Source organism: Flavobacterium sp. FlaQc-48 (assembly GCF_044007335.1).
GTDB lineage: Bacteria > Bacteroidota > Bacteroidia > Flavobacteriales > Flavobacteriaceae > Flavobacterium.
On record NZ_JBIPCR010000029.1, the window covers coordinates 1 to 19,639 of the forward strand.

Annotated in this window: 15 protein-coding genes; 8 read left to right on the forward strand and 7 right to left on the reverse strand. The window is 34.3% G+C overall.

Annotated elements, in window-relative coordinates; genetic code table 11:
* The 3 genes from ACHRWY_RS26715 to ACHRWY_RS26725 form a co-directional block, all read right to left on the reverse strand.
* A partial coding sequence (locus ACHRWY_RS26715) for a hypothetical protein (protein WP_395358929.1) occupies window positions 1-2,569 on the reverse strand: 2,569 nt, incomplete at its 3' end.
* A gap of 269 nt (window positions 2,570-2,838) precedes the next feature.
* Window positions 2,839-3,900: a helix-turn-helix domain-containing protein gene (locus ACHRWY_RS26720; RefSeq protein WP_395358931.1), complete on the reverse strand. Its 1,062-nt coding sequence runs from the start codon at window positions 3,898-3,900 to the stop codon at window positions 2,839-2,841.
* 17 nt (window positions 3,901-3,917) lie between these two features.
* Complete coding sequence (locus ACHRWY_RS26725) at window positions 3,918-4,976, reverse strand: helix-turn-helix domain-containing protein (protein ID WP_395358933.1); 1,059 nt, start codon at window positions 4,974-4,976, stop codon at window positions 3,918-3,920.
* 212 nt (window positions 4,977-5,188) lie between these two features.
* Between ACHRWY_RS26725 and ACHRWY_RS26730 the strand changes: the two genes are divergently transcribed.
* The 4 genes from ACHRWY_RS26730 to purE all read left to right on the forward strand — a co-directional run bounded on the left by ACHRWY_RS26730 (window position 5,189) and on the right by purE (window position 8,789).
* Window positions 5,189-6,343: a 5-(carboxyamino)imidazole ribonucleotide synthase gene (locus ACHRWY_RS26730; RefSeq protein WP_395358935.1), complete on the forward strand. Its 1,155-nt coding sequence runs from the start codon at window positions 5,189-5,191 to the stop codon at window positions 6,341-6,343.
* A 66-nt stretch (window positions 6,344-6,409) separates the two neighbouring features.
* The gene (locus tag ACHRWY_RS26735) at window positions 6,410-7,648 is read left to right on the forward strand and encodes an AAA family ATPase (RefSeq protein ID WP_395358937.1); all 1,239 of its coding nucleotides are present in this window, start codon (window positions 6,410-6,412) and stop codon (window positions 7,646-7,648) included.
* 3 nt (window positions 7,649-7,651) lie between these two features.
* On the forward strand, window positions 7,652-8,242 hold the full coding sequence (locus ACHRWY_RS26740) for a hypothetical protein (protein ID WP_395358939.1): 591 nt from the start codon (window positions 7,652-7,654) through the stop codon (window positions 8,240-8,242).
* A gap of 61 nt (window positions 8,243-8,303) precedes the next feature.
* Window positions 8,304-8,789 (forward strand): 5-(carboxyamino)imidazole ribonucleotide mutase, encoded by a 486-nt coding sequence (gene purE / locus ACHRWY_RS26745; protein ID WP_039111763.1) that lies wholly within the window; start codon window positions 8,304-8,306, stop codon window positions 8,787-8,789.
* 217 nt (window positions 8,790-9,006) lie between these two features.
* Here purE and ACHRWY_RS26750 read toward each other — a convergent pair whose 3' ends face one another.
* A complete protein-coding gene (locus tag ACHRWY_RS26750) occupies window positions 9,007-9,678 on the reverse strand; it encodes a hypothetical protein (protein WP_395358941.1) in 672 nt (223 codons plus the stop codon).
* 225 nt (window positions 9,679-9,903) lie between these two features.
* Between ACHRWY_RS26750 and ACHRWY_RS26755 the strand changes: the two genes are divergently transcribed.
* A complete protein-coding gene (locus ACHRWY_RS26755) occupies window positions 9,904-11,931 on the forward strand; it encodes a M3 family metallopeptidase (RefSeq protein WP_395358943.1) in 2,028 nt (675 codons plus the stop codon).
* A 145-nt stretch (window positions 11,932-12,076) separates the two neighbouring features.
* The gene (locus ACHRWY_RS26760; RefSeq protein WP_395358945.1) at window positions 12,077-12,736 is read left to right on the forward strand and encodes a vancomycin high temperature exclusion protein; all 660 of its coding nucleotides are present in this window, start codon (window positions 12,077-12,079) and stop codon (window positions 12,734-12,736) included.
* A gap of 110 nt (window positions 12,737-12,846) precedes the next feature.
* On the opposite strand, the gene ACHRWY_RS26765 is transcribed toward ACHRWY_RS26760, so the two are convergent.
* From ACHRWY_RS26765 to ACHRWY_RS26775, 3 genes are all read right to left on the reverse strand, one after another.
* Window positions 12,847-14,109, reverse strand: a complete 1,263-nt coding sequence (locus tag ACHRWY_RS26765; RefSeq protein ID WP_395358947.1) for a cation:proton antiporter — start codon at window positions 14,107-14,109, stop codon at window positions 12,847-12,849.
* A gap of 267 nt (window positions 14,110-14,376) precedes the next feature.
* Window positions 14,377-15,297 carry a cupin domain-containing protein gene (locus ACHRWY_RS26770; protein ID WP_395358949.1) on the reverse strand — a complete coding sequence of 307 codons (921 nt, stop codon included), beginning with the start codon at window positions 15,295-15,297 and terminating at the stop codon, window positions 14,377-14,379.
* A gap of 6 nt (window positions 15,298-15,303) precedes the next feature.
* On the reverse strand, window positions 15,304-17,079 hold the full coding sequence (locus tag ACHRWY_RS26775) for a GMC oxidoreductase (RefSeq protein WP_395358951.1): 1,776 nt from the start codon (window positions 17,077-17,079) through the stop codon (window positions 15,304-15,306).
* 488 nt (window positions 17,080-17,567) lie between these two features.
* Here ACHRWY_RS26775 and ACHRWY_RS26780 point away from each other — a divergent pair, with 488 nt between their 5' ends.
* Window positions 17,568-18,071, forward strand: a complete 504-nt coding sequence (locus tag ACHRWY_RS26780) for a GbsR/MarR family transcriptional regulator (RefSeq protein WP_395358953.1) — start codon at window positions 17,568-17,570, stop codon at window positions 18,069-18,071.
* 510 nt (window positions 18,072-18,581) lie between these two features.
* The gene (locus ACHRWY_RS26785; protein WP_395358955.1) at window positions 18,582-19,634 is read left to right on the forward strand and encodes a YqjF family protein; all 1,053 of its coding nucleotides are present in this window, start codon (window positions 18,582-18,584) and stop codon (window positions 19,632-19,634) included.
* Window positions 19,635-19,639: the final 5 nt, after the last annotated feature.

Consider the following 19,639-nt stretch of genomic DNA (forward strand, 5'->3'; position numbering starts at 1 on the left):
CGTTTGAAGCAATCACAGGAATTTGATTATCGGTTACGGTTATGGTTTGAATTACTTCAACAGCATCATTTCCGTTAACATCTTTTACATTCCATTTGATTGTTGTTGTTCCTGCCGGATAAACATCAGTAAGCAATTTAGCATCACTTCTTACTCCTGTTGGAGTTCCAACGAAACAATTATCTGTAGCCGATGCTGAAACGGTTACATTTGCACCGCAAGTATCTGTATCAATATTTACACTTTGATCTCCGTTTGAAGCAATCACAGGAATTTGATTATCGGTTACGGTTATGGTTTGAATTACTTCAACAGCATCATTTCCGTTAACATCTTTTACATTCCATGCAATTGTTGTTGTTCCTACCGGATAAACATCAGTAAGCAATTTAGCATCGCTTCTTACTCCTGTTGGAGTTCCAACTGTACAATTATCTGTAGCCGATGCTGAAACGGTTACGTTTGCACCACAAACATCTGTATCAACATTTACATTTTGATCTCCGTTTGAAGCAATGACAGGAATTTGATTATCGGTTACGGTTATGGTTTGAACTACTTCAACAGCATCATTTCCGTTAGTATCTTTTACATTCCAGGCAATTGTTGTTGTTCCTACAGGATAAACATCAGTAAGCAATTTGGCATCGCTTCTTACTCCTGTTGGGGCTCCAACTGTACAATTGTCTGTAGCCGATGCTGAAACGGTTACGTTTGCACCACAAACATCTGTATCAACATTTACATTTTGATCGCCGTTTGAAGTAATAACAGGAATTTGATTGTCAGTTACTTCTATGGTTTGAAGTACTTCAACAGCATCATTTCCGTTAACATCTTTTACATTCCATTTGATTGTTGTTGTTCCCACCGGATAAACATCTGTAAGTAATTTGGCATCACTTCGCACACCTGTTGGATTTCCAACGCCACAATTGTCTGTTGCAGATGCTGAAACGGTTACAGTTGCACCACAAGTATTTGCATCAACATTTACATTTTGATCTCCGTTTGAAGTAACAACGGGAATTTGATTGTCTTTTACTTCTACTGTTTGTGTACATTGAACTGAGTTTCCGGAAGCATCAGTTGCTTTCCAAATTACTTCAGTAATTCCTATAGGATACACTCCCGAGGCGTCATTCGTTCCGGTAATATTATTGGTAACTGTAATTCCATTTGAACAATTATCCGAAGCTATTGAATTTGCATTACCAGCCACCCAAAGAAGTGCGTTTTTCATCAGAATAGTTCCATCTGTAGTAGCATTCCAAAAATCAGATCGTGAGGTTGATGAAGGAGGGAAAAAATTTAAATCTGCCCTGCGAACCTTTAATAATCCAACATTTTCTTTAATAATTACAAGTGGTGTCCCATCTGCCCAGTCTGCAATCTTAACCGCTCCTGTTGCCAATGTTCTGGAACTGCTTCTATAACCTGAAGTTCCCCCATTAAAACTTAACACCCCATTCATAATTGGATGCATTGAGTTGTAAACTGTCCCTAATGATTGCGATCTACCATTCAACTGCCCCCCTGCAATAAGACAACGGTATGCATCTGTATTAAAAGCACCTGACACTCCTAAGCCACTAAGTTCAAATACCATTGACACAACTCCTCCGCCATTATCTATATAAGTTGCTAAATTATTTCCTAAAAGTGTTGCGTTATTTAAAACATTATCAGTCCAAACTAATGCGGCTTTATAGTTAGCCAAAAGCGTCGTACCGGGCGTACCTGAAGCTGCATTAAAAACATCAACCGAGTCAAAAGCTCCAGTTGCAATTAATTTATTTTGTACTTCGGCTACCCAACTTGCATTCTCAGCAGCAATAAGTAATATTTTAGGTTTCAAATTACCTGCCTTAGGAATTACAACATTTGCAGTGCAAATTCCGGGATCACTATTTGTCACAATATTAGCAGGGCACGTTATTACCGGCGCAATATCGTCTATAACCTTAATTATCGCTGTTGCATAACTTTTATTTCCATCCGTATCAGTAACAACAAGAGTAACTGTATTGTCGCCAATATTTGCACAGCTAAAATTGAAAGAAGGTTTTAAAGATGCCGGTGCTGGTTCATATGAAGCGCTTATAGAAAGTACCTTACCTATATTCGGACAAGGATCGCCTCCCATATTGGCATTACTTATAAAAATACTGGCTGAATTTTTATTCAAGAAATAAGACGAAACAAAAGCTTGAACATTTGAATAACAGGAAGGATAAGAAGCATCTGCACAACTTTTGGCTGATGTACCATAAATTGCAAAATCTACCGTCTTAAAAATCGATCCTGTTGCTGCATCAGCCAACAGCGTACTGTTCTCATTTGCTGTAATACAACGCGTTCCAACAGTAGCGGTCGTCAGCATGTAACTGGCGATTCCTGTGTTATCTGTAGAACCATTATCCACATCCTGAGCATTCACTGTCACATTTCCGGAAGCATCGAGCTTTACAGTAATGTTTTTTGCTATTGCAGTAGGGGGATTTTGAGCATGTATCATATTGATAAAAAGAAATATGATACTCACTAAAAAGAGTAATTTTAATTTCATACTGGTTAGGTTTAGATTTATTTCAAGCGCAAAAATAGACTGAAATACAACCGTCGAATAGCCCATTCGGACACATCGATAGCCCGAAACGACCAACAAAATTAGCGATACCAGCAACCCTGTCTAAAACCTGAAAAACACAAACATTAACACGTTAAAAATCAATAATTTAAAAACAAAAACAGGTATAAATACGGTATTTATTAAATCATTGGGAAAAATCAGATTTAGGAGTAAAAAAAGAAAGAAAAGAAAGAATTTTACAGCGATTAAAACCGTATTTCAGAAGGCATTTTTCCAAAACGTTTTTTAAAATTTGCCGTAAACTTGCTGGAACTTTTATAACCCGTAGCCAAAGCAATATTTTTTATCTGCATATCGGTGTTTTGAATTAGCTGCATAGCAAGAAGTAATTTCTTTTCTTTATGATATTGCCCCATTGAAACACCATGAACTGATTTAAAAGTCAATTTGAGTTTTGTTGGAGACATCTCTACTTTTTTTGCAATATATTCGACTCCTAAAAAAGGATTGGCTATCGTATCCAAAAGTAATTTTTCGACTTTGGCAATTTTTCTATACTCTGGAGTCTCTGTTGGAGTATAATTACCTATTCGCTGATCTATATAAGCATTTTTAAAAAAGGTAGAAATCAGTTGAAATGTTTGTGTTTTTAAAATGGCTTTGCTTAACAAATCCCGATGATTTCTTTCTAAATTAATTAAAATTTCTTTAGACAATTCTGCAGCATTAGGCACAATATCCTGATAGGTAATAAAGCCTTTATCAGAATTCAGGAATTTTTTAATCTGGTTATCTTCAGGTAAGGTTCCAAAAGAAAAATTGAGTTCAGCCCATTCTTTACTAAATCCGTACAAATAAAATTCACAAACGGAACCTTTATAAAAATAAGCACCAACTTCTGTTCCGGGTCTTTTAAATCCCCAGTATTTGCTCGAAAAAGGCGTTTTATCGGCAAATGTATTTTGTAATTTTACCTCACTTTCAAAAACCGAAAAGGTAAGTGTATAATAGTCAATCGGAAAGTCTTCATCATAAATAGCCTTCAGCATCACGTTTTTCTTAAAAGTGATACTTGTCGCAATAATCCAGAAACCTTCTTCGATTTCGCGATAACGCATAACACCTTTCGAAAAAGGATTGTTCCTGTAAACTGCCTGTTCTTCTACAACATGTTTAACAGACGGAGAATTGACGATACTTTGTACGATTACCTGAGGAGAATTAGACAAATAAGGCAATTCAAAAAAACCATCTCTATAAAAGTTGATATTGTCTTTTATAAATTTAACCCACCTACCTACATTCATATACGGATGCTCATATTTTAATTTTCTCTAAAAACCGAAGGTAATATGCCAAATCTCTTTTTGAATGTGGCTGAAAATTTACTGGCACTTTCATAACCGGTGATGGCCGCAATCATCTGAATTTCGACTTCAGAGTTCTGCAGTAACTGTTGGGCAAGAAGCATATTTTTTTCTTTGTGATATTGCAGCATCGAGAATCCAAATACAATTTTAAAATTGGCTTTTAGTTTGGTTGGAGAAGTATTTACCTCAGCTGCAATAGTATCGATTCCAAGAAAAGCAGCTTGTAAATTATGCAGAATCATTTTCTCTGCTTTAGCCACATTAAAGTAATCTAAATTGCTTAACGAAACATTATCCGGTATACGACTATCCTCAAAAGAATGTTTAAAAAACTCGGTAATCAACTTCATACACGACTTGCGCAATTCTACTGTATTTAGATGTATTTTATCTTCAGCTTCTAAGATTTTTGATATTTTCTTTGATAAAATATGAGCATTTGGAGCAATATCCAGCCAGGTATAAAATCCTTTTTGTGTATTAAAAAAACTTTCCAAAACACCTTTTCCACAAAATTTACCTGATTTAATATTTTGATCAACCCATTCTTTATTCATCGCAATGTTAAAGAATTTCCCTTCAGTCCCTTTATAAAAATAGGTAGCCACTTCAGTTTCCGGTTTATAAAAAGTCCAGCAGGTACTCAATAAAGTAATAGGATCAGCATCCTTAAAAGGAAATTTATATTCGAAAACAGAAAACGATAAAATGTAATACTCTTTGAGGTGATCCTTTGTATAAGTAGCTTTTGCAAGGACATTTTCTTTAAGTGCAATATTGGTTTCCAAAATCCAGAAACCTTTTTCGATCTTGCGGTAACGCATTTTACCCTTCCAAAAAGTATTGTCTGAAGAAATAACCTGCTTTAAAGCATTATGTTTGATTATAGGGATTTTTATCAGACTGTCTAACATCACCTGAGGAGAATTAGACAGGTACGGTAATTCGAAAAAGTCATCTTTTAAGAGAAAAAGAAACTTTTGAATGTGTTTTGCCCAATCGTTTGTGGTCATGTACTTTATTAAATCTAAGGCGGTTAAAAATCGGATCAAACGTACGGAATTCAAGCCCACAAAACAAAATTTTAAAACGAGATATTTCAAAAAATTTTAACATTTGAAACAATCTTTTTTTTTTGTACTACTAATAGTAAAAAACAGCAATTCAACACACAATAAATTGGCATTTCTATTTTATCAAGTATCTTTGCAAAAACACAACTACAATGAATTATTTTTCTTCTGATTTTAAATTAGGAATATTAGGTGGTGGACAATTAGGCAAAATGCTGTTGTCTGACACCCGAAAATTTGACATACAAACTTATGTTTTAGATCCCAGCGACGAAGCGCCGAGTAAAATTGCCTGTAATAAATTCTTCAAAGGCGATTTGATGGATTATGAAACGGTTTACAATTTTGGAAAACAAGTCGATGTTCTGACTTTTGAAATCGAATTGGTGAATCTTGAAGCTTTAACGCAACTGGAAAATGAAGGATTAAAAGTATACCCTTCCCCTAAAACCTTAAAAGGGATTCAGAATAAAGGAACCCAAAAAGATTTTTACACTAAAAGCAATATTCCAACAGCTGTCTATTTACGATTTGAAAGTCCGTTGCATTTGCAAAAATCAGTTGGAGATAATGAAATCACCATTCCTTTTGTATGGAAATGTACGGAGTTTGGTTATGATGGAAATGGTGTAAAAGTAATTCGTCAGATTTCTGATATGGACGATTTACCAAACGTAGAATGTATTGCAGAGACCATGGTACCGTTCAAAAATGAATTGGCTGTTATTGTAGTAAGAAACCCATCAGGAGAAATTAAAACTTATCCGGTTGTTGAAATGGAATTTCATCCGGAAGCCAATCAGGTAGAATATGTCATTTGTCCTGCCAGAATCGACGAGAAAGTCGCAGAAAAAGCCAGAGCTATTGCTTTGAACGTTTCAGAGAAATTCAATCACGTTGGACTTCTTGCCGTTGAAATGTTTCAAACCAGCGATGATGAAATTCTGGTAAATGAAGTTGCTCCCCGTCCCCACAATTCAGGACATTATTCTATTGAAGCCAGTTATACTTCACAATTCGAAAATCATTTACGGGCCATTTTAGATCTTCCGTTAGGAAATACAGACAGTAAAGTTGCCGGAGTTATGGTCAATTTAGTAGGTGCTGAAGGTTTCTCCGGAGATGTAGTTTACGAAAACATCGAAACCATTTTAGGATGGGATGGCGTTACCCCACATATTTATGGTAAAAAGCAAACAAGGCCTTTTAGAAAAATGGGGCACGTTACGATTGTAAATGAAGATATGAGAGAAGCGAGACGAATTGCAGAAGAAGTTAAGAATACGATTAGAGTGATTAGTATATAGTTTTCAGTCTCGGTCGCAGTCTATAATAGCAATCATTTTTTAATTAGCTTTGTAAAAACTCAATAAATGAAAATTTCAAAATTACATATCGATCAGTTTAGGCATTTAGAAAATCTAGATTTTGATTTTACTTATCCTGAAGATTTCCATATTGAAGAAAAAAGAGGAAAACCCTTAGACAAAATATGTTTTATTGGGCAAAGTGCGACGGGAAAAACTAGTTTGTTAGAGTTGATAGATATTAAAACACATAACAATTCTTATATTGATTACCCAAAAGAATTTGAACATCACCCGTCACTCGAAAAACTAAAAGCATCATTACATGTATTTTTCAACGATGATACAGAAGAGTTTTGCATTCAAAATCAAGAAATATTAATAAATTATTTTGTTGAAGAAAAATTAAGAACAGATGATGAAACAAAAAAAATATTTTTTCCTTCAGAATTAAACATAAATAAAGTTATAAACTTCCTTCAACCTGAAGGCTTACAAAATTTAAATAATTTAGACAAAAATCTTCTTTTAAAAAAATACAATCAATTTAAACTTGAAGAGAATAATTACTCTGAAATTTATCAATATCTTTTAAATGATTTTATAGATTATCGAGAGAATCTTTTAAAGAAAAGTTCTCAGCTTTTCAATTTCAAAAATCCAAACAAGTTTATTGATGATTTTAATTCATGGAGACTTCACAACCCAAATCCTAATGAGGAATTTGCTATAAAATTTAATAATGTTTTAAAAAAATTAAATCTAGAAGTCGATATAAACAATCCTTCATCATTTCTGAATGTTAAACATTTTAACAATGAAGATTTCATACCAATACATTCGCTAAGTACAGGTACTAAACTTTTAATTTCTTTATTATTACCTCTATTTAAGTTTAATACTAAAGATGCAATAATTTTAATAGACGAACCTGAACGTTCTTTATACCCAGATATACAAATGGATCTAGTCGACTATTACCAAGATCTAGCCCCAGAAGCACAATTTATCATTGCTACTCATTCGCCTTTTATTGCTGCTTCATTTGAACCAGACGAACGATTTATTTTATACTTTGATGAAGAAGGAAAAGTTGCTGTTCGTAGAGGAAGTTCTCCTATTGGTGATGATCCAAATGATATGCTTTATAATGATTTTGGAATTGATTATATAAACAGATATGGTAAAAAAGTTTATAATGAATATCTTGAAAAAAGAAGACAATTGTTGTTTGAAAAAGATGAAGAAGTAAAACAAAAACTTCAAGATGAAATTGAATCTATTGGAGATAAGTATAATTTTTAATGAATGAAAAGAGTTTTAAAATCTCCGATTTCTCAAATTATTTCTGACAAGATCACTTATAAGTCTAAAGGAGATAATTCTAAATTAGGTTCGCTTCTTTTAAAAGAACAAAAAGGTTTTTGTGCTTATACGGAACATTACATTGGATTTGAAGATGCAAACGACACTGAGCATTTTAATCCAAATTTAAAAGACCAGCCAGAAGATAATTATTATAACTGGTATAAAGTCAAACACCTTCCTAATCAAAGAAAAACAAATAGTTGGATAGAACCAATATTAATGCCCTATGCTGAAGATTTTGAACATAGAGTTATCTATAATGAAGGCGAATATTTTGCAAAGCCAGATGACGATGAAGCAAATAACCTAATCATTTTATTGGACTTAAACAATCAAAAAAGAGTTGAAGATAGAAAAAACTATATTAAGCGAAGAAGAGAATCTATAAATGATAGAAAGCTTCAAACTGATATAGAAATAAAAAAGTATTTTCAAGACAAAATTGATAACGAAATTAATTCAATTTCTTATTTAAGAGCAATCCAAGAAGAATTCGGTATAGATATCTGGAACATGATTCCAGAACTTTAAATAAAGAGCAAAAGTCTTTCAGTCTCAACAATAACCTGAAACAAAAACAAACAACACACACATGAGCAAAGTAGCCATTATAATGGGAAGCATCTCAGACATGCCGGTCATGCAGGATGCCATCGACATACTAAAACAATTTAATATAGAAACCGAAGTAGATATTGTTTCGGCACACAGAACGCCGGAAAAATTATTTGATTTCAGTAAAAATGCGCATACCCGCGGTATTTCGGTAATTATTGCCGGAGCCGGAGGAGCTGCACATTTACCTGGAATGGTCGCTTCGATGTCACCGCTTCCTGTAATTGGAGTTCCGGTAAAATCAAGTAATTCTATAGATGGCTGGGATTCGGTTTTATCGATTCTGCAAATGCCTGGTGGAGTTCCGGTTGCAACGGTTGCTCTAAACGGAGCCAAAAATGCAGGGATTTTGGCAGCACAAATCATAGGAAGTCACGATAAGAAAGTACTTGATACTATTATAGCTTACAAAGAAGAATTGAAAGCAGCAGTTAACAAAGCGGCCGAAGGATTGAAAAAATAAGTTTATTCCGCAGAGATACACAAAGAAAAGATAAAGAGATTCACTAAGATTTTTTACATCTATTTTGAAGAAAACTTTGTGAATCTCTGTGTTTTCTTAGAGACTCTTTGTAAAACAAAAATTTATGCACATTCTAAGAAAATAAAAAAATAAAACATACAAAAAACAGAAAGGCTTCCCATCACGGAAGCCTTTCTTGCTTTATCGTTTTTTGAGATTACGCTTCCTCTTCAATATCTTCCAGAACAGATTCAAATTCATATTCCGTTATATCTTCTTTATTTATCCAGTTTTCAGAAGTAACGAGATTATAATTTACATTATCTTCTGTTGTCAATTCCCAAACAATAGCTTCAGATTCAGGAAATGGAATGTTTTGAGAGATTTGATTTTCAAACAATCTTTTGATAAGGTTTCTGTCAGACAGGCCATTATTCAATAATTTCAACACATTTTCGGGTGTCAGTTTTTGTACTTCACCTTCAGTGGGTGTCATTGAAAAATGAACAACAGACGCTTTTGCATTCGGGAATTTTCCGTTGTATGCTTTAAAAAGTAATTGATTAATATGAAACAAAGTTCCCTGCATGTCTATTTCGGGGTATTCCTCACAAACCTTATCAATTAACATATTGTGCGATATTTGCTCGATTTGTCCGTCGCCTAATCGATCAGCAAATTTATATTTCAAGGCTATTTCGGCAGCTTCATTAGGTTCGTAATCCGATATAGCCATTTCTAACAATTCCGGCAAACTCGCTTTGTCTGCAGTTGCCCCGTCCGGATAATTGAATTTTTCTAACAACTGGACAAAATCTTCATCAGTCCAATATCCTTCTACTTCATTAACCGTATCTATATTCTTTATTACAATTTGATAATTCATCATTTTCTTTTTTACAATTATTTCTGATTAGCGTTTTATAATGCTAAATCGTATTTTTTTTCAATTTACGCTTTTAAAAAGGCGTACAGAAATAAATAACATATCTATAACACAATTTAAGAGGATTTTATGCCCGGAATCGATTTTGTTTAGATGATTAGATTTTTATAAATTGCTATCTTTGGAATTCAAAAATATTGACTTCAATTCATAAAATAATATATCATAATGAACGTTTTACTTTCAAAATTTACCACCAAACATAATACAGCACCTTTTTCGCAAATTAAAATCGAAGATTATATCCCGTCTTTTCAGGAAGGAATTGCTTTGGCTAAAGCCGAAATTGATGCTATTGTAAACAATCCCGAACCACCAACTTTTGAAAATACAGTTGTAGCGATGGATTATGCGGGAGATATTTTAGATCGCCTTTCGAGTATTTTCTTTAATTTGAATTCGGCAGAAACAAATGACGAAATGCAAAAAATCGCTCAGGAAGTTTCGCCCTTATTATCAGAATTCGGAAATGACATTACGCTAAATGCTGCTTTGTTTGCTAAAATAAAAGCCGTTTACGATCAAAAAGAAACACTGAATTTAAATCCGGAACAAACAACCCTTTTAGATAAAAAGTATAAGAGCTTCTCGAGAAACGGAGCCAATTTGCCTGAAGACAAAAAGGACAAACTACGTGAAATTGACAAAGAATTATCTAAAGTAAGTTTACAGTTTGGCGAAAATATTTTAGCTGAAACGAATGCATTCGAATTGCATTTAACAGATGAAAAAGACTTGGCCGGATTACCGGAAGGAACCATTGAAGCGGCAAAATTACTGGCTAAAAGCCAGGAAAAAGAAGGCTGGATTTTCACTTTAGACTATCCAAGTTATCTTCCGTTTTTAACGTATGCCGACAATCGCGAATTGCGTAAAAAAATGGCAATTGCTTTTGGGGCAAGATCATTTCAGAATAACGAATTTGACAATCAGGAAAATGTTTTAAAAATTGCCAAATTGCGTTTCGAAAGAGCCAATTTGTTAGGTTATAAAACGCATGCTCATTTTGTTCTGGAAGAAAGAATGGCCGAAAGTCCGGAGAAAGTTTTCTCTTTCCTCAATGATTTATTAGCAAAAGCAAAACCGGCTGCTCAAAAAGAATTTGCTGAATTAACGGCTTTCGCCAAAGAACTGGACGGAATCGAACAATTAGAAAAATGGGACGGTGCTTATTATTCTGAAAAATTAAAACAACAGCTTTTTAATTTAGATGATGAAAAACTGAAACCTTATTTTCAGTTAGAAAAAGTATTAAACGGCGCTTTTACGGTTGCCAAAAAATTATACGGATTAACCTTTACCGAAGTTTTTGATATCGATAAATACCACGAAGAGGTAACTACTTATGAAGTAACCGATGCTGAAAATAATTTAGTTTCTATTTTCTATGCTGACTTCTTCCCAAGAAAAGGAAAACGAAATGGTGCCTGGATGACTTCGTTTAAATCACAATCTATAAAAGACGGCGTAAACGAAAGACCACACATTTCGAACGTTTGTAATTTCACCAAACCAACAGAAACGAAACCTTCCTTACTAACCTTTAACGAGGTAACCACTTTATTCCATGAATTTGGTCACGGTTTACACGGAATGTTAGCCAATACAGTTTATCCTAGTTTATCCGGGACTTCTGTATTTTGGGATTTTGTAGAATTACCAAGTCAGATTATGGAAAACTGGTGTTATGAGCCGGAAGCTTTGGCTTTGTTTGCGAATCATTATGAAACCGGAGAAATTATTCCGATTGAATATGTACAAAAAATCAAAGAAAGTGCCAGTTTTCAGGAAGGTTTAGCTACGTTGCGTCAGTTAAGTTTTGGTTTATTGGATATGGCATGGCACGGACAAGATCCAACTTCTATTACGGATTTAAAAACTTTCGAAACAGAACAATTTGCCAATACACAATTGTATCCTGATGTAAAAGAAAATGCCATGAGTACCGCTTTCTCTCATATTTTTCACGGCGGATATTCTTCCGGATATTATAGTTACAAATGGGCCGAGGTTCTGGATGCTGATGCTTTTGAATACTTTCAGGAAAAAGGAATTTTTAATCCTGAAGTAGCAACAAAATTCAAAGACAATGTACTTTCAAAAGGAGGAACAGAACATCCGATGATTTTGTACAAACGTTTTAGAGGTCAGGAACCAAAACCGGAAGCTTTATTGAAGAGAGCAGGATTGTTATAGACTTTCCCAGATCTTTAGACTTTATACAATAGTAGAAACCGGGATAGAAATATTTCGGTTTTTTTATGCTGTTCTGACAAAAACACTAAACATAATTTTACTTATCTTCACTACTTTTTAAACCTGTAATCTTATAAATAATACTTTGAAAAAATATTTTAGAATAGCTCTTTACCTCGCCATTATTGGACTGGTTGCCATTGTTTCCGTAAATTATTACGTAAAGTCTTCGACTAAAAAACATATTTATTATTCGATTAAAAAGTTCCCTAAAAATGATGTAGGAATTATTTTTGGAGCGGGAATCAATGGAGATCAACCCAGTAAATATTTAAAAGACCGCCTTGATGCCGGAATTTCTTTATACAAAGCAAACCGAATTAATAAAATTTTACTTTCGGGAGATAATGGACGTGATGAATATGATGAATTAACGGTAATGAAAACGTATTGTTTCAATCATGGAGTAGACACCACAAAAATATTTATTGATTATGCCGGTTTCGATACCTATTCAACAATGTATCGTGCGAAACATATTTTCAAGATTAAAAAAGCAACATTGATTTCTCAGGAATATCATTTGAATCGTGCGATTTACATCGGACAAAAACTCGGAATTAAATCGGTCGGATATTCTGCAAATTCGGGAGAATACAGAGGTTATAAATATGTCACTTTTAGAGAATACATTTCTGTTTTTAAAGCACTTTTTGATGTCTTAAGAAATCGGGAACCCCGTTTTTTAGGAAATCCAATTGATATAAATGGCGTTTCAAATTATTCTAAAGAAGACAAAAGATAAAAAAAACCTGCAAAATAATATTGCAGGTCTTCTGGTTTATAATTTTAAAGATAAAAAATTCTTATTCTATTTTCTTTATTCTATTTTCTTTATTCTTTATTCTATTTTCTTTATTCTTTCTCCAAAACCCTTTTGGCTAATTTCCCCACAGTCAGTCCCTGTACCACAATCGAAAATAAAACTACAATATAAGTTACTTCCAGAAGCAGGTTTTTATATTCGCCCTCTGGCATAGAAAGTACTAATGCAATAGAAACCCCTCCTCGAATTCCTCCCCAGACCAGTACCATTAAAGAGCCTTTGTTGTAAGCAGATTTTATACCGAAAATCTTAAATATATCGAAGAATTTCCAGGGTAAAACTATAGAAGCAACTCTGGAGAACAACACTATAAAAATCGCTACAAAGCCTGTTAAAAGTTGTTTGTTCAGATCTGGTAACAGTAACAATTCAAAGCCAATAAATAAAAATAAAATAGCATTGAGTATCTCATCAATAAGTTCCCAAAATTTCCCTAAATAATCTTTTGTAACTTCACTCATCGCAACTTTTTTTCCGTAATTACCAATGATCAATCCGGCAACTACCATGGCCAACGGACTTGAAACATGTAAACTTTGGGCAATTAAAAATCCTCCCATTACAATAGAAAGCGTGATTAAAACGGAAACTTTATAGTCATCTATTTTTTTCATAACCTTTGATGCTGTAAATCCTAAGACAGCCCCTAATAAAAGCCCTCCTATTCCTTCCTTTGCAAACAACCAGGCAATAGAACCAAAACTCATATCAAATGTTGGATCGGTTGCCATTTTTAAAACAACAGCAAACATAACTACTGCTACTCCATCATTAAACAATGATTCCCCAACAATTTTAGTTTCAATTCTTTTGGGAACTTTAGCTTCTTTTAAAACACCCAGCACCACGATTGGATCAGTTGGAGAAATTAATGTTCCGAAAACCAAACAAAATATATAAGGAATCTTTATACCCAAAACTGGTGCAGTATAAAAAAGCAATACAGAAATAATTAAGGCAGACAATACTACACTAACTGTAGAATAAATCATAATAGGAACTTTTTGTTCTTTAAGATCCGACATATTCACATGCAGTGCGCCTGCAAACAAAAGAAAATTCAACATCGCCCCCATTAAGATTTCGTTGAAGTCAAATTCTTTTATCAATTCAAAAAAATGTTTTGTGGTAGCCGGAAAATAAGAATCTCCCAACAGGCGAATCCCAACGGAAACCAACATTGCAATAATCATGATTCCGATAGTTCCCGGGAGTTTTAAAAATCTTAGATTTAAATAGGCGAAGAAAGAAGCCAATACAATTAGTATTGAAAAAGTGTAGTATAATTCCATAAAAGTGATTTTTACAAAAATAAATTTCCATTATCTAATACAAAATTCCATTTCCTGAATTAACATAACTTTATAATTCTCAAAATGGCTTTTAAAACTATTCCTGAAATTTATAACTTCTTAAAAACAGGTCTTCAAAGAAGATAAGCATTAAATAGAAAACCGGGACATTGCTGTTCCGGTTTTCATTTTGTTTTCATAGTTTATTTTGCAAACCAACTGTCTGGCGAAACTGATTTGTTACTATAGTAAGGCCAACATTAACTTCTATAAAAGTTTATTGATAATTTCCAGCTGTTCCGGAAATTTTCTTTTAAGCTTTTCAATTTGTTCAGGCGCAGGAAGAAAACTATCTCTTTTATCCCAGGCAGGCGCAAGACTACAACTCGACAAGGCGTAACCCGGTCCTAGCAATTCAGCACCAAACCAATGATTATGAGGCGCTATTCCTTGTAAAAGTTGTCCCTGATCCAGGTCACTTCCAAATGTTACGGTACTATAAATACCTTCTTCTGAAAAAATATGAAGTTTAATGGCACTTCCCTGATGAAAAAACCATTGTTCATCCTGATTCAGTGCATGAATCTTAAGAATTTCTCCTTCCTTTAAAAGAAAATAATTAGTAGAATAAGCTGTTCTGTCGCCCAAAAAACGTTCCGGTAAAGCTTCTTCCGAAAGTATTAAATCACTACCGGTACCATGTGCCAAATAACCTCCAATTCCGGTTGGAATCATTCCTAACTTCTCAATCAATTGATCTGCTTCATGATTCGCATCCGGAAATCGTTTAGAAAAACAAACTGTAATTCCTATAATTTCATTTCCATCCTTTTTACGCAAAAGTCCTTTTTGAGTAACAATTTCCAAATCAGCCATTGATCCGTCAGCTTCAGTAACCTGGATTGTTTCGTAAAAGTTCAGTAAAGGAACGCCATTTCTCATGACTTCCTGATCGTGGGCAACATGGGCAGCACGACTGTCTCTTGTACCAATAATATCTTCCTGCTTTTGTCCAACTAAGTCCGCAAAATTTTTATTGACCCATAAAAAAACCGAATCATGGTTTTTTATACAAAAATATACACCATCCGTTTTGTTCAGTACATCTCCTACTGTCATTTCCGGATTGGTATCTAAGGGTATATTATTTATATCGACGCCTAACGCCTCTAATACCTGATTTTCCATAGCTAATTAATTTGAAACAAAAGATTTAGAACTTGTTTTAATCTTAGTATGCGACTCATGATATAAGTTGTCTGCCAGATCCTGAGCCAAAGCAACCATCGTCATTGTGGGATTCCATGATCCGCTTGCAGGCCAAAGTGCGCCACCAGTTACGTATACATTCTCAACACCATTTGGACGATAATCAAGACCTACAACTCCTTCGTCGTCTTTACCAATCCAAAGACTGGAACCTTCGTGAACTAGTCCGCCTACCCTGCGTTGATTAACAGGAGGACGCTCGCCCATCCATGCTCCCTGATCAGCATTTCCGTGCCAGTATTCTACAGCCGTACTTCCGTTTGGTGACAAGGCATCTTCTAACATTTGAAAAGTTCCGTGATCCATGGTATCCCAGGTCTGCAAATCGGTTTCACTGGCTAGTGCCTGAAGCGTCACATTTGTTGTAGGGTCAGACTCTCCGTTTGGACGCAAGTAATTGTCTGAATTTCTAAAATCCATTTCACCCAAAACGGCACATACAAACACCAGATAATCTTCAGAACTTGTAAGTTGCGCCATTGAGGCAGTAGCGACAACGTCCGGCATATAACGGGCTGCTTTTTGTGCATTTTTAACAGGCTCTTTATCGGATAAAACCGATAGCTGAACATGATACTGCATACCACTTTCTGAATTTACCCCTGCCATATAAATAGCTGCCAGCTCTAATTCGCTTAACTGATTCGCAAAATCATAATCTTTACGAGGAACGCGGGCTACAATTGAAGTAATAAAATGGGCCGTAAAACGCTCTCCGGCTTTTTTAACCTGAGGAAAAGAATTTAAAATTAACGTTGCCGGAGGAAGTGTTCCCATAGCCAAAATTACTTTTGCATCGCCAACATTTACCATTCCTCTCGAAGTGTCTAAAGCAGTCGCAACGCCATCTTGCTGATGAATGCGGTTTACAACGCAATTCGCAACCATTTTTAGTGGACTACCTTCTTCGTTTTTACTTAAATCAGATTGCTTTATTGCAAGATCAAGCATTACGGACGGAGTTGAAAATTTAGCAAAATCCAAACCTTCCTGCACACCGGATCCGGCGGCTAAAGGCGCTGCCATACTTCTCGTCGCCGACGTTACTTTACCTAAATTAGCAGCCAGCATTTCCTGAAGTTCCGTTTGCAATAATCCGTAAACAGGACGTTGTAATGCAACATGTTTTAGAACGGCCGGATCTAAATCACTATCTATTTTATCTGCAGGAACTACATTTAATAAAATTTCTGCTGATTTAAAATGGGCTTTTGCAGCATCTATGGTTTCTTGTGGCCAATATTGCATTTCCTCCTCTGTAGGTCTTGGGCACCAGGCGCTCCACATGATACTTCTTCCTCCAAAAAAAGGAATCATTCCGTGTTGAAACTGTATATTTCCCGGTGGCTGTAAGGCAGTTTTACTGGAAAGTGTCCACGGAAATGTTTCGGATAAACCTCCTAATACATGTTGATACGGAATAGGTAAATTCTGAAAATGTTCCGGCAGGAAAAACGGTCCGCGTTCTATGATTAAAATCTTAGACATTGGATTTTGAGCCAAAGTTCTTTCGGCAAAAGCCAAAGAGCAAAATCCGCTACCAATTATAATGAAGTCAAAATGCTCTTGTTCACGGGCAACTTTCCAATCTGTTTCTGAAAGGAAAAAAATGTGATCCAATACTTTTTGTGGTGTTGGATCCTGCGGGCCTGGTGTAGGGAAACCATTCGCAAAATTGGGGCTTGATGAAAATGTTGTCATAATAATTTGTTTTTGGGTTTTTTGTTTGAAATTTGATTCCTGTTTCATCACTAAGTAGTGAAACCGATCGATTTTATGCGAAGTAAAACTCGATTTGCATCGTAAAATGAATTGGAAATTACTAGTATCTCATATTTCTTGTCTTTAACAAACTGTTCGAGCTGTTTCAGTTACAGTACTTTTGTTTGTTCTATACGATTATTCGTTTCCAAAGCCTTTTAATCCCTTTGCAACTTTGGTTTCGTAACCAATAAAAATACACTTGGGGATTATTTCTATTTCAAAACTATATCAAATTGATAGACTTAATTTAAAAAATGCTACGGGATGGAAATTATTAGGCATGAATGAGATAAAAGAATACCACAGGAAAATCTGATACGTATAAACACCTGTTTTTACTCATTTAAAGAAAGTAAAACAGCTTTTTTTATATTAAACTTTCATTTATTTTTGAAAGTTTAAAAACTTTTACTTACATTTGACACATGGAATTCAAAGAAGCAAAAAACAAGTTTGTACAAACCTGGGGAGCATTAGGTTCTCAATGGGGGATTAATAAAACCATGGCACAAATCCATGCTTTATTAATGGTCTCAAACGAAGCTGTTTCTATGGAAGACATTATGGAAGAATTACAGATTTCCCGTGGAAACGCCAGCATGAACCTAAGAGCTTTAATGGACTGGGGAATTGTTTATAAAGAATACAAAGCCGGAGAACGTAGAGAATTTTTTACTGCAGAAAAAGATCTGGACGAGTTGGCAGTTAAAATTTCAAGAGAAAGAAGCAAAAGAGAAATCAAACCTGCACTTAAAATATTAAAAGAAGTTTCGACCATCGAAGCAAAAGATTCTGCCGAAGAAAAACACTTTGTTGATCAGACTTCCAAGCTATACGATTTTGTTTTAAAAGCAGATAATATGTTAGACAAAATAACTGAATTCAATGATAACTGGTTAGGAAAACTGGTTTTGAAAATTATGAAGTAAAAACATCCAACTAAAAAAATTTCATTAAAACTTTCATTTTTTTCTGAAAGTTTAAAACAAACAGGAACTATGAAAACTATAAAAAAACTAAACAATTTCGCTCTTATAATATGCTTTCTGTTCTATTTAACCTGTTACTTACGATTTGCCGGACAAATATTTCTTACTGTTATACAAATACTTACAGCGATTTACTTAACCATAAAAATATTTTCAAAAACAAATAGGGAGAGCATTAAAAAACAAATAATAACATACTGGACGATTATCGTTTTTAATGCAACAATCCTATTTTCATTTTTCAGTTTTATAATGTGGAACGACTTTTTACAAATCCTCTTTGTAACCCTAATTCCAAATATCACAGCCATTTATTTTTATAGAATAGTACTTAAATATGAAAACCTACGAATTGCAAAATGAAAGTTAGCGAGGGAATTTGTTTAAAAATAATGAACTCAAAAATCAATCAAAACTTCCTTTTTTCTGAAAGTTTAAAATATATAAACCATGACATTTAGTACACTACACAAAATCAATAAAATATTTTACTTCACAACACTGGCCCTTTATCTTTTAGTGTATTTCGGTATGTTGTTTCAAATTATTCTGGGAATAGTACAAGTAATAATAGGGTTTACTCTGCTTATAAGAAGGGATGAATTGAGTAAAAGCAAAAAAATAAAGCTCATTATCTATTGGATTCTGGTCATATTAGTCTTCTTCTTAGTTTTAATCAATCTCAATTTTAACTATGTGGCAGGTAATTTGTTTTGCCTGTTTGTACTCCCAATGGCCATCGCAACTTACTTCTATTTTTTTACAGCAAATCTTAACTCTGAATCATTTTTGGAAGCAGAATGGGAAAATCTGGCCTTATTTAATTATGAGGCAGATAAAGCAGTTTTAGAAAAATATGTTCCTGCGGGAACTGTAATAGATACCTGGAACAACAAATGTTATGCAAGTTTAGTTGGTTTTATGTTTAAAAACACGACCGTTTTAGGATTAAAATTTCCATTTCATATCAATTTTGAAGAAGTTAATTTAAGGTTCTATGTAAAACGTTTTGAAGATGGGGAATGGAAACGTGGCGTCGTTTTTATTAAAGAAATTGTTCCTAAAAAAGCGATCACCTTTATTGCCAACACTTTGTATCAGGAGCATTATGAAACGCAGCAAATGGACCACGAAGTCATCGAAAAGAAAAACACAAATACTTTTATTTATCAATGGAAGAACGCCGATAAATGGAATACCATTCAGGTAGAAACGACAAAAATCCCAACAGCAATTGAAGCTGGCTCTGAAGCTGAATTTATAACTGAACACTATTTTGGCTACACCAAAATCAATCAAAATACCACTTTCGAATATGAAGTTACACATCCTGTATGGAAGCAATTGGAAGTACTACATCATAACATTGACATTGATTTTGAAAAAACATACGGGAGAGATTTTGAATTTCTACAAAACGCTAAACCAATCTCCGTTTTCCTGGCGAAAGGCTCAAAAATTACAGTTCAAAATAAACGAAAAGTAAGATTATTAAAAATTTAGAAAAG

Coding starts and splice junctions, on each gene's coding strand:
- ACHRWY_RS26720 (WP_395358931.1), bottom strand. CDS start 3,900: ATGAATGTAGGTAGGTGGGTTAAATTTATAAAAGACAATATCAACTTT.
- ACHRWY_RS26725 (WP_395358933.1), bottom strand. CDS start 4,976: ATGACCACAAACGATTGGGCAAAACACATTCAAAAGTTTCTTTTTCTC.
- ACHRWY_RS26730 (WP_395358935.1), top strand. CDS start 5,189: ATGAATTATTTTTCTTCTGATTTTAAATTAGGAATATTAGGTGGTGGA.
- ACHRWY_RS26735 (WP_395358937.1), top strand. CDS start 6,410: ATGAAAATTTCAAAATTACATATCGATCAGTTTAGGCATTTAGAAAAT.
- ACHRWY_RS26740 (WP_395358939.1), top strand. CDS start 7,652: ATGAAAAGAGTTTTAAAATCTCCGATTTCTCAAATTATTTCTGACAAG.
- purE (WP_039111763.1), top strand. CDS start 8,304: ATGAGCAAAGTAGCCATTATAATGGGAAGCATCTCAGACATGCCGGTC.
- ACHRWY_RS26750 (WP_395358941.1), bottom strand. CDS start 9,678: ATGATGAATTATCAAATTGTAATAAAGAATATAGATACGGTTAATGAA.
- ACHRWY_RS26755 (WP_395358943.1), top strand. CDS start 9,904: ATGAACGTTTTACTTTCAAAATTTACCACCAAACATAATACAGCACCT.
- ACHRWY_RS26765 (WP_395358947.1), bottom strand. CDS start 14,109: ATGGAATTATACTACACTTTTTCAATACTAATTGTATTGGCTTCTTTC.
- ACHRWY_RS26770 (WP_395358949.1), bottom strand. CDS start 15,297: ATGGAAAATCAGGTATTAGAGGCGTTAGGCGTCGATATAAATAATATA.
- ACHRWY_RS26775 (WP_395358951.1), bottom strand. CDS start 17,079: ATGACAACATTTTCATCAAGCCCCAATTTTGCGAATGGTTTCCCTACA.
- ACHRWY_RS26780 (WP_395358953.1), top strand. CDS start 17,568: ATGGAATTCAAAGAAGCAAAAAACAAGTTTGTACAAACCTGGGGAGCA.
- ACHRWY_RS26785 (WP_395358955.1), top strand. CDS start 18,582: ATGACATTTAGTACACTACACAAAATCAATAAAATATTTTACTTCACA.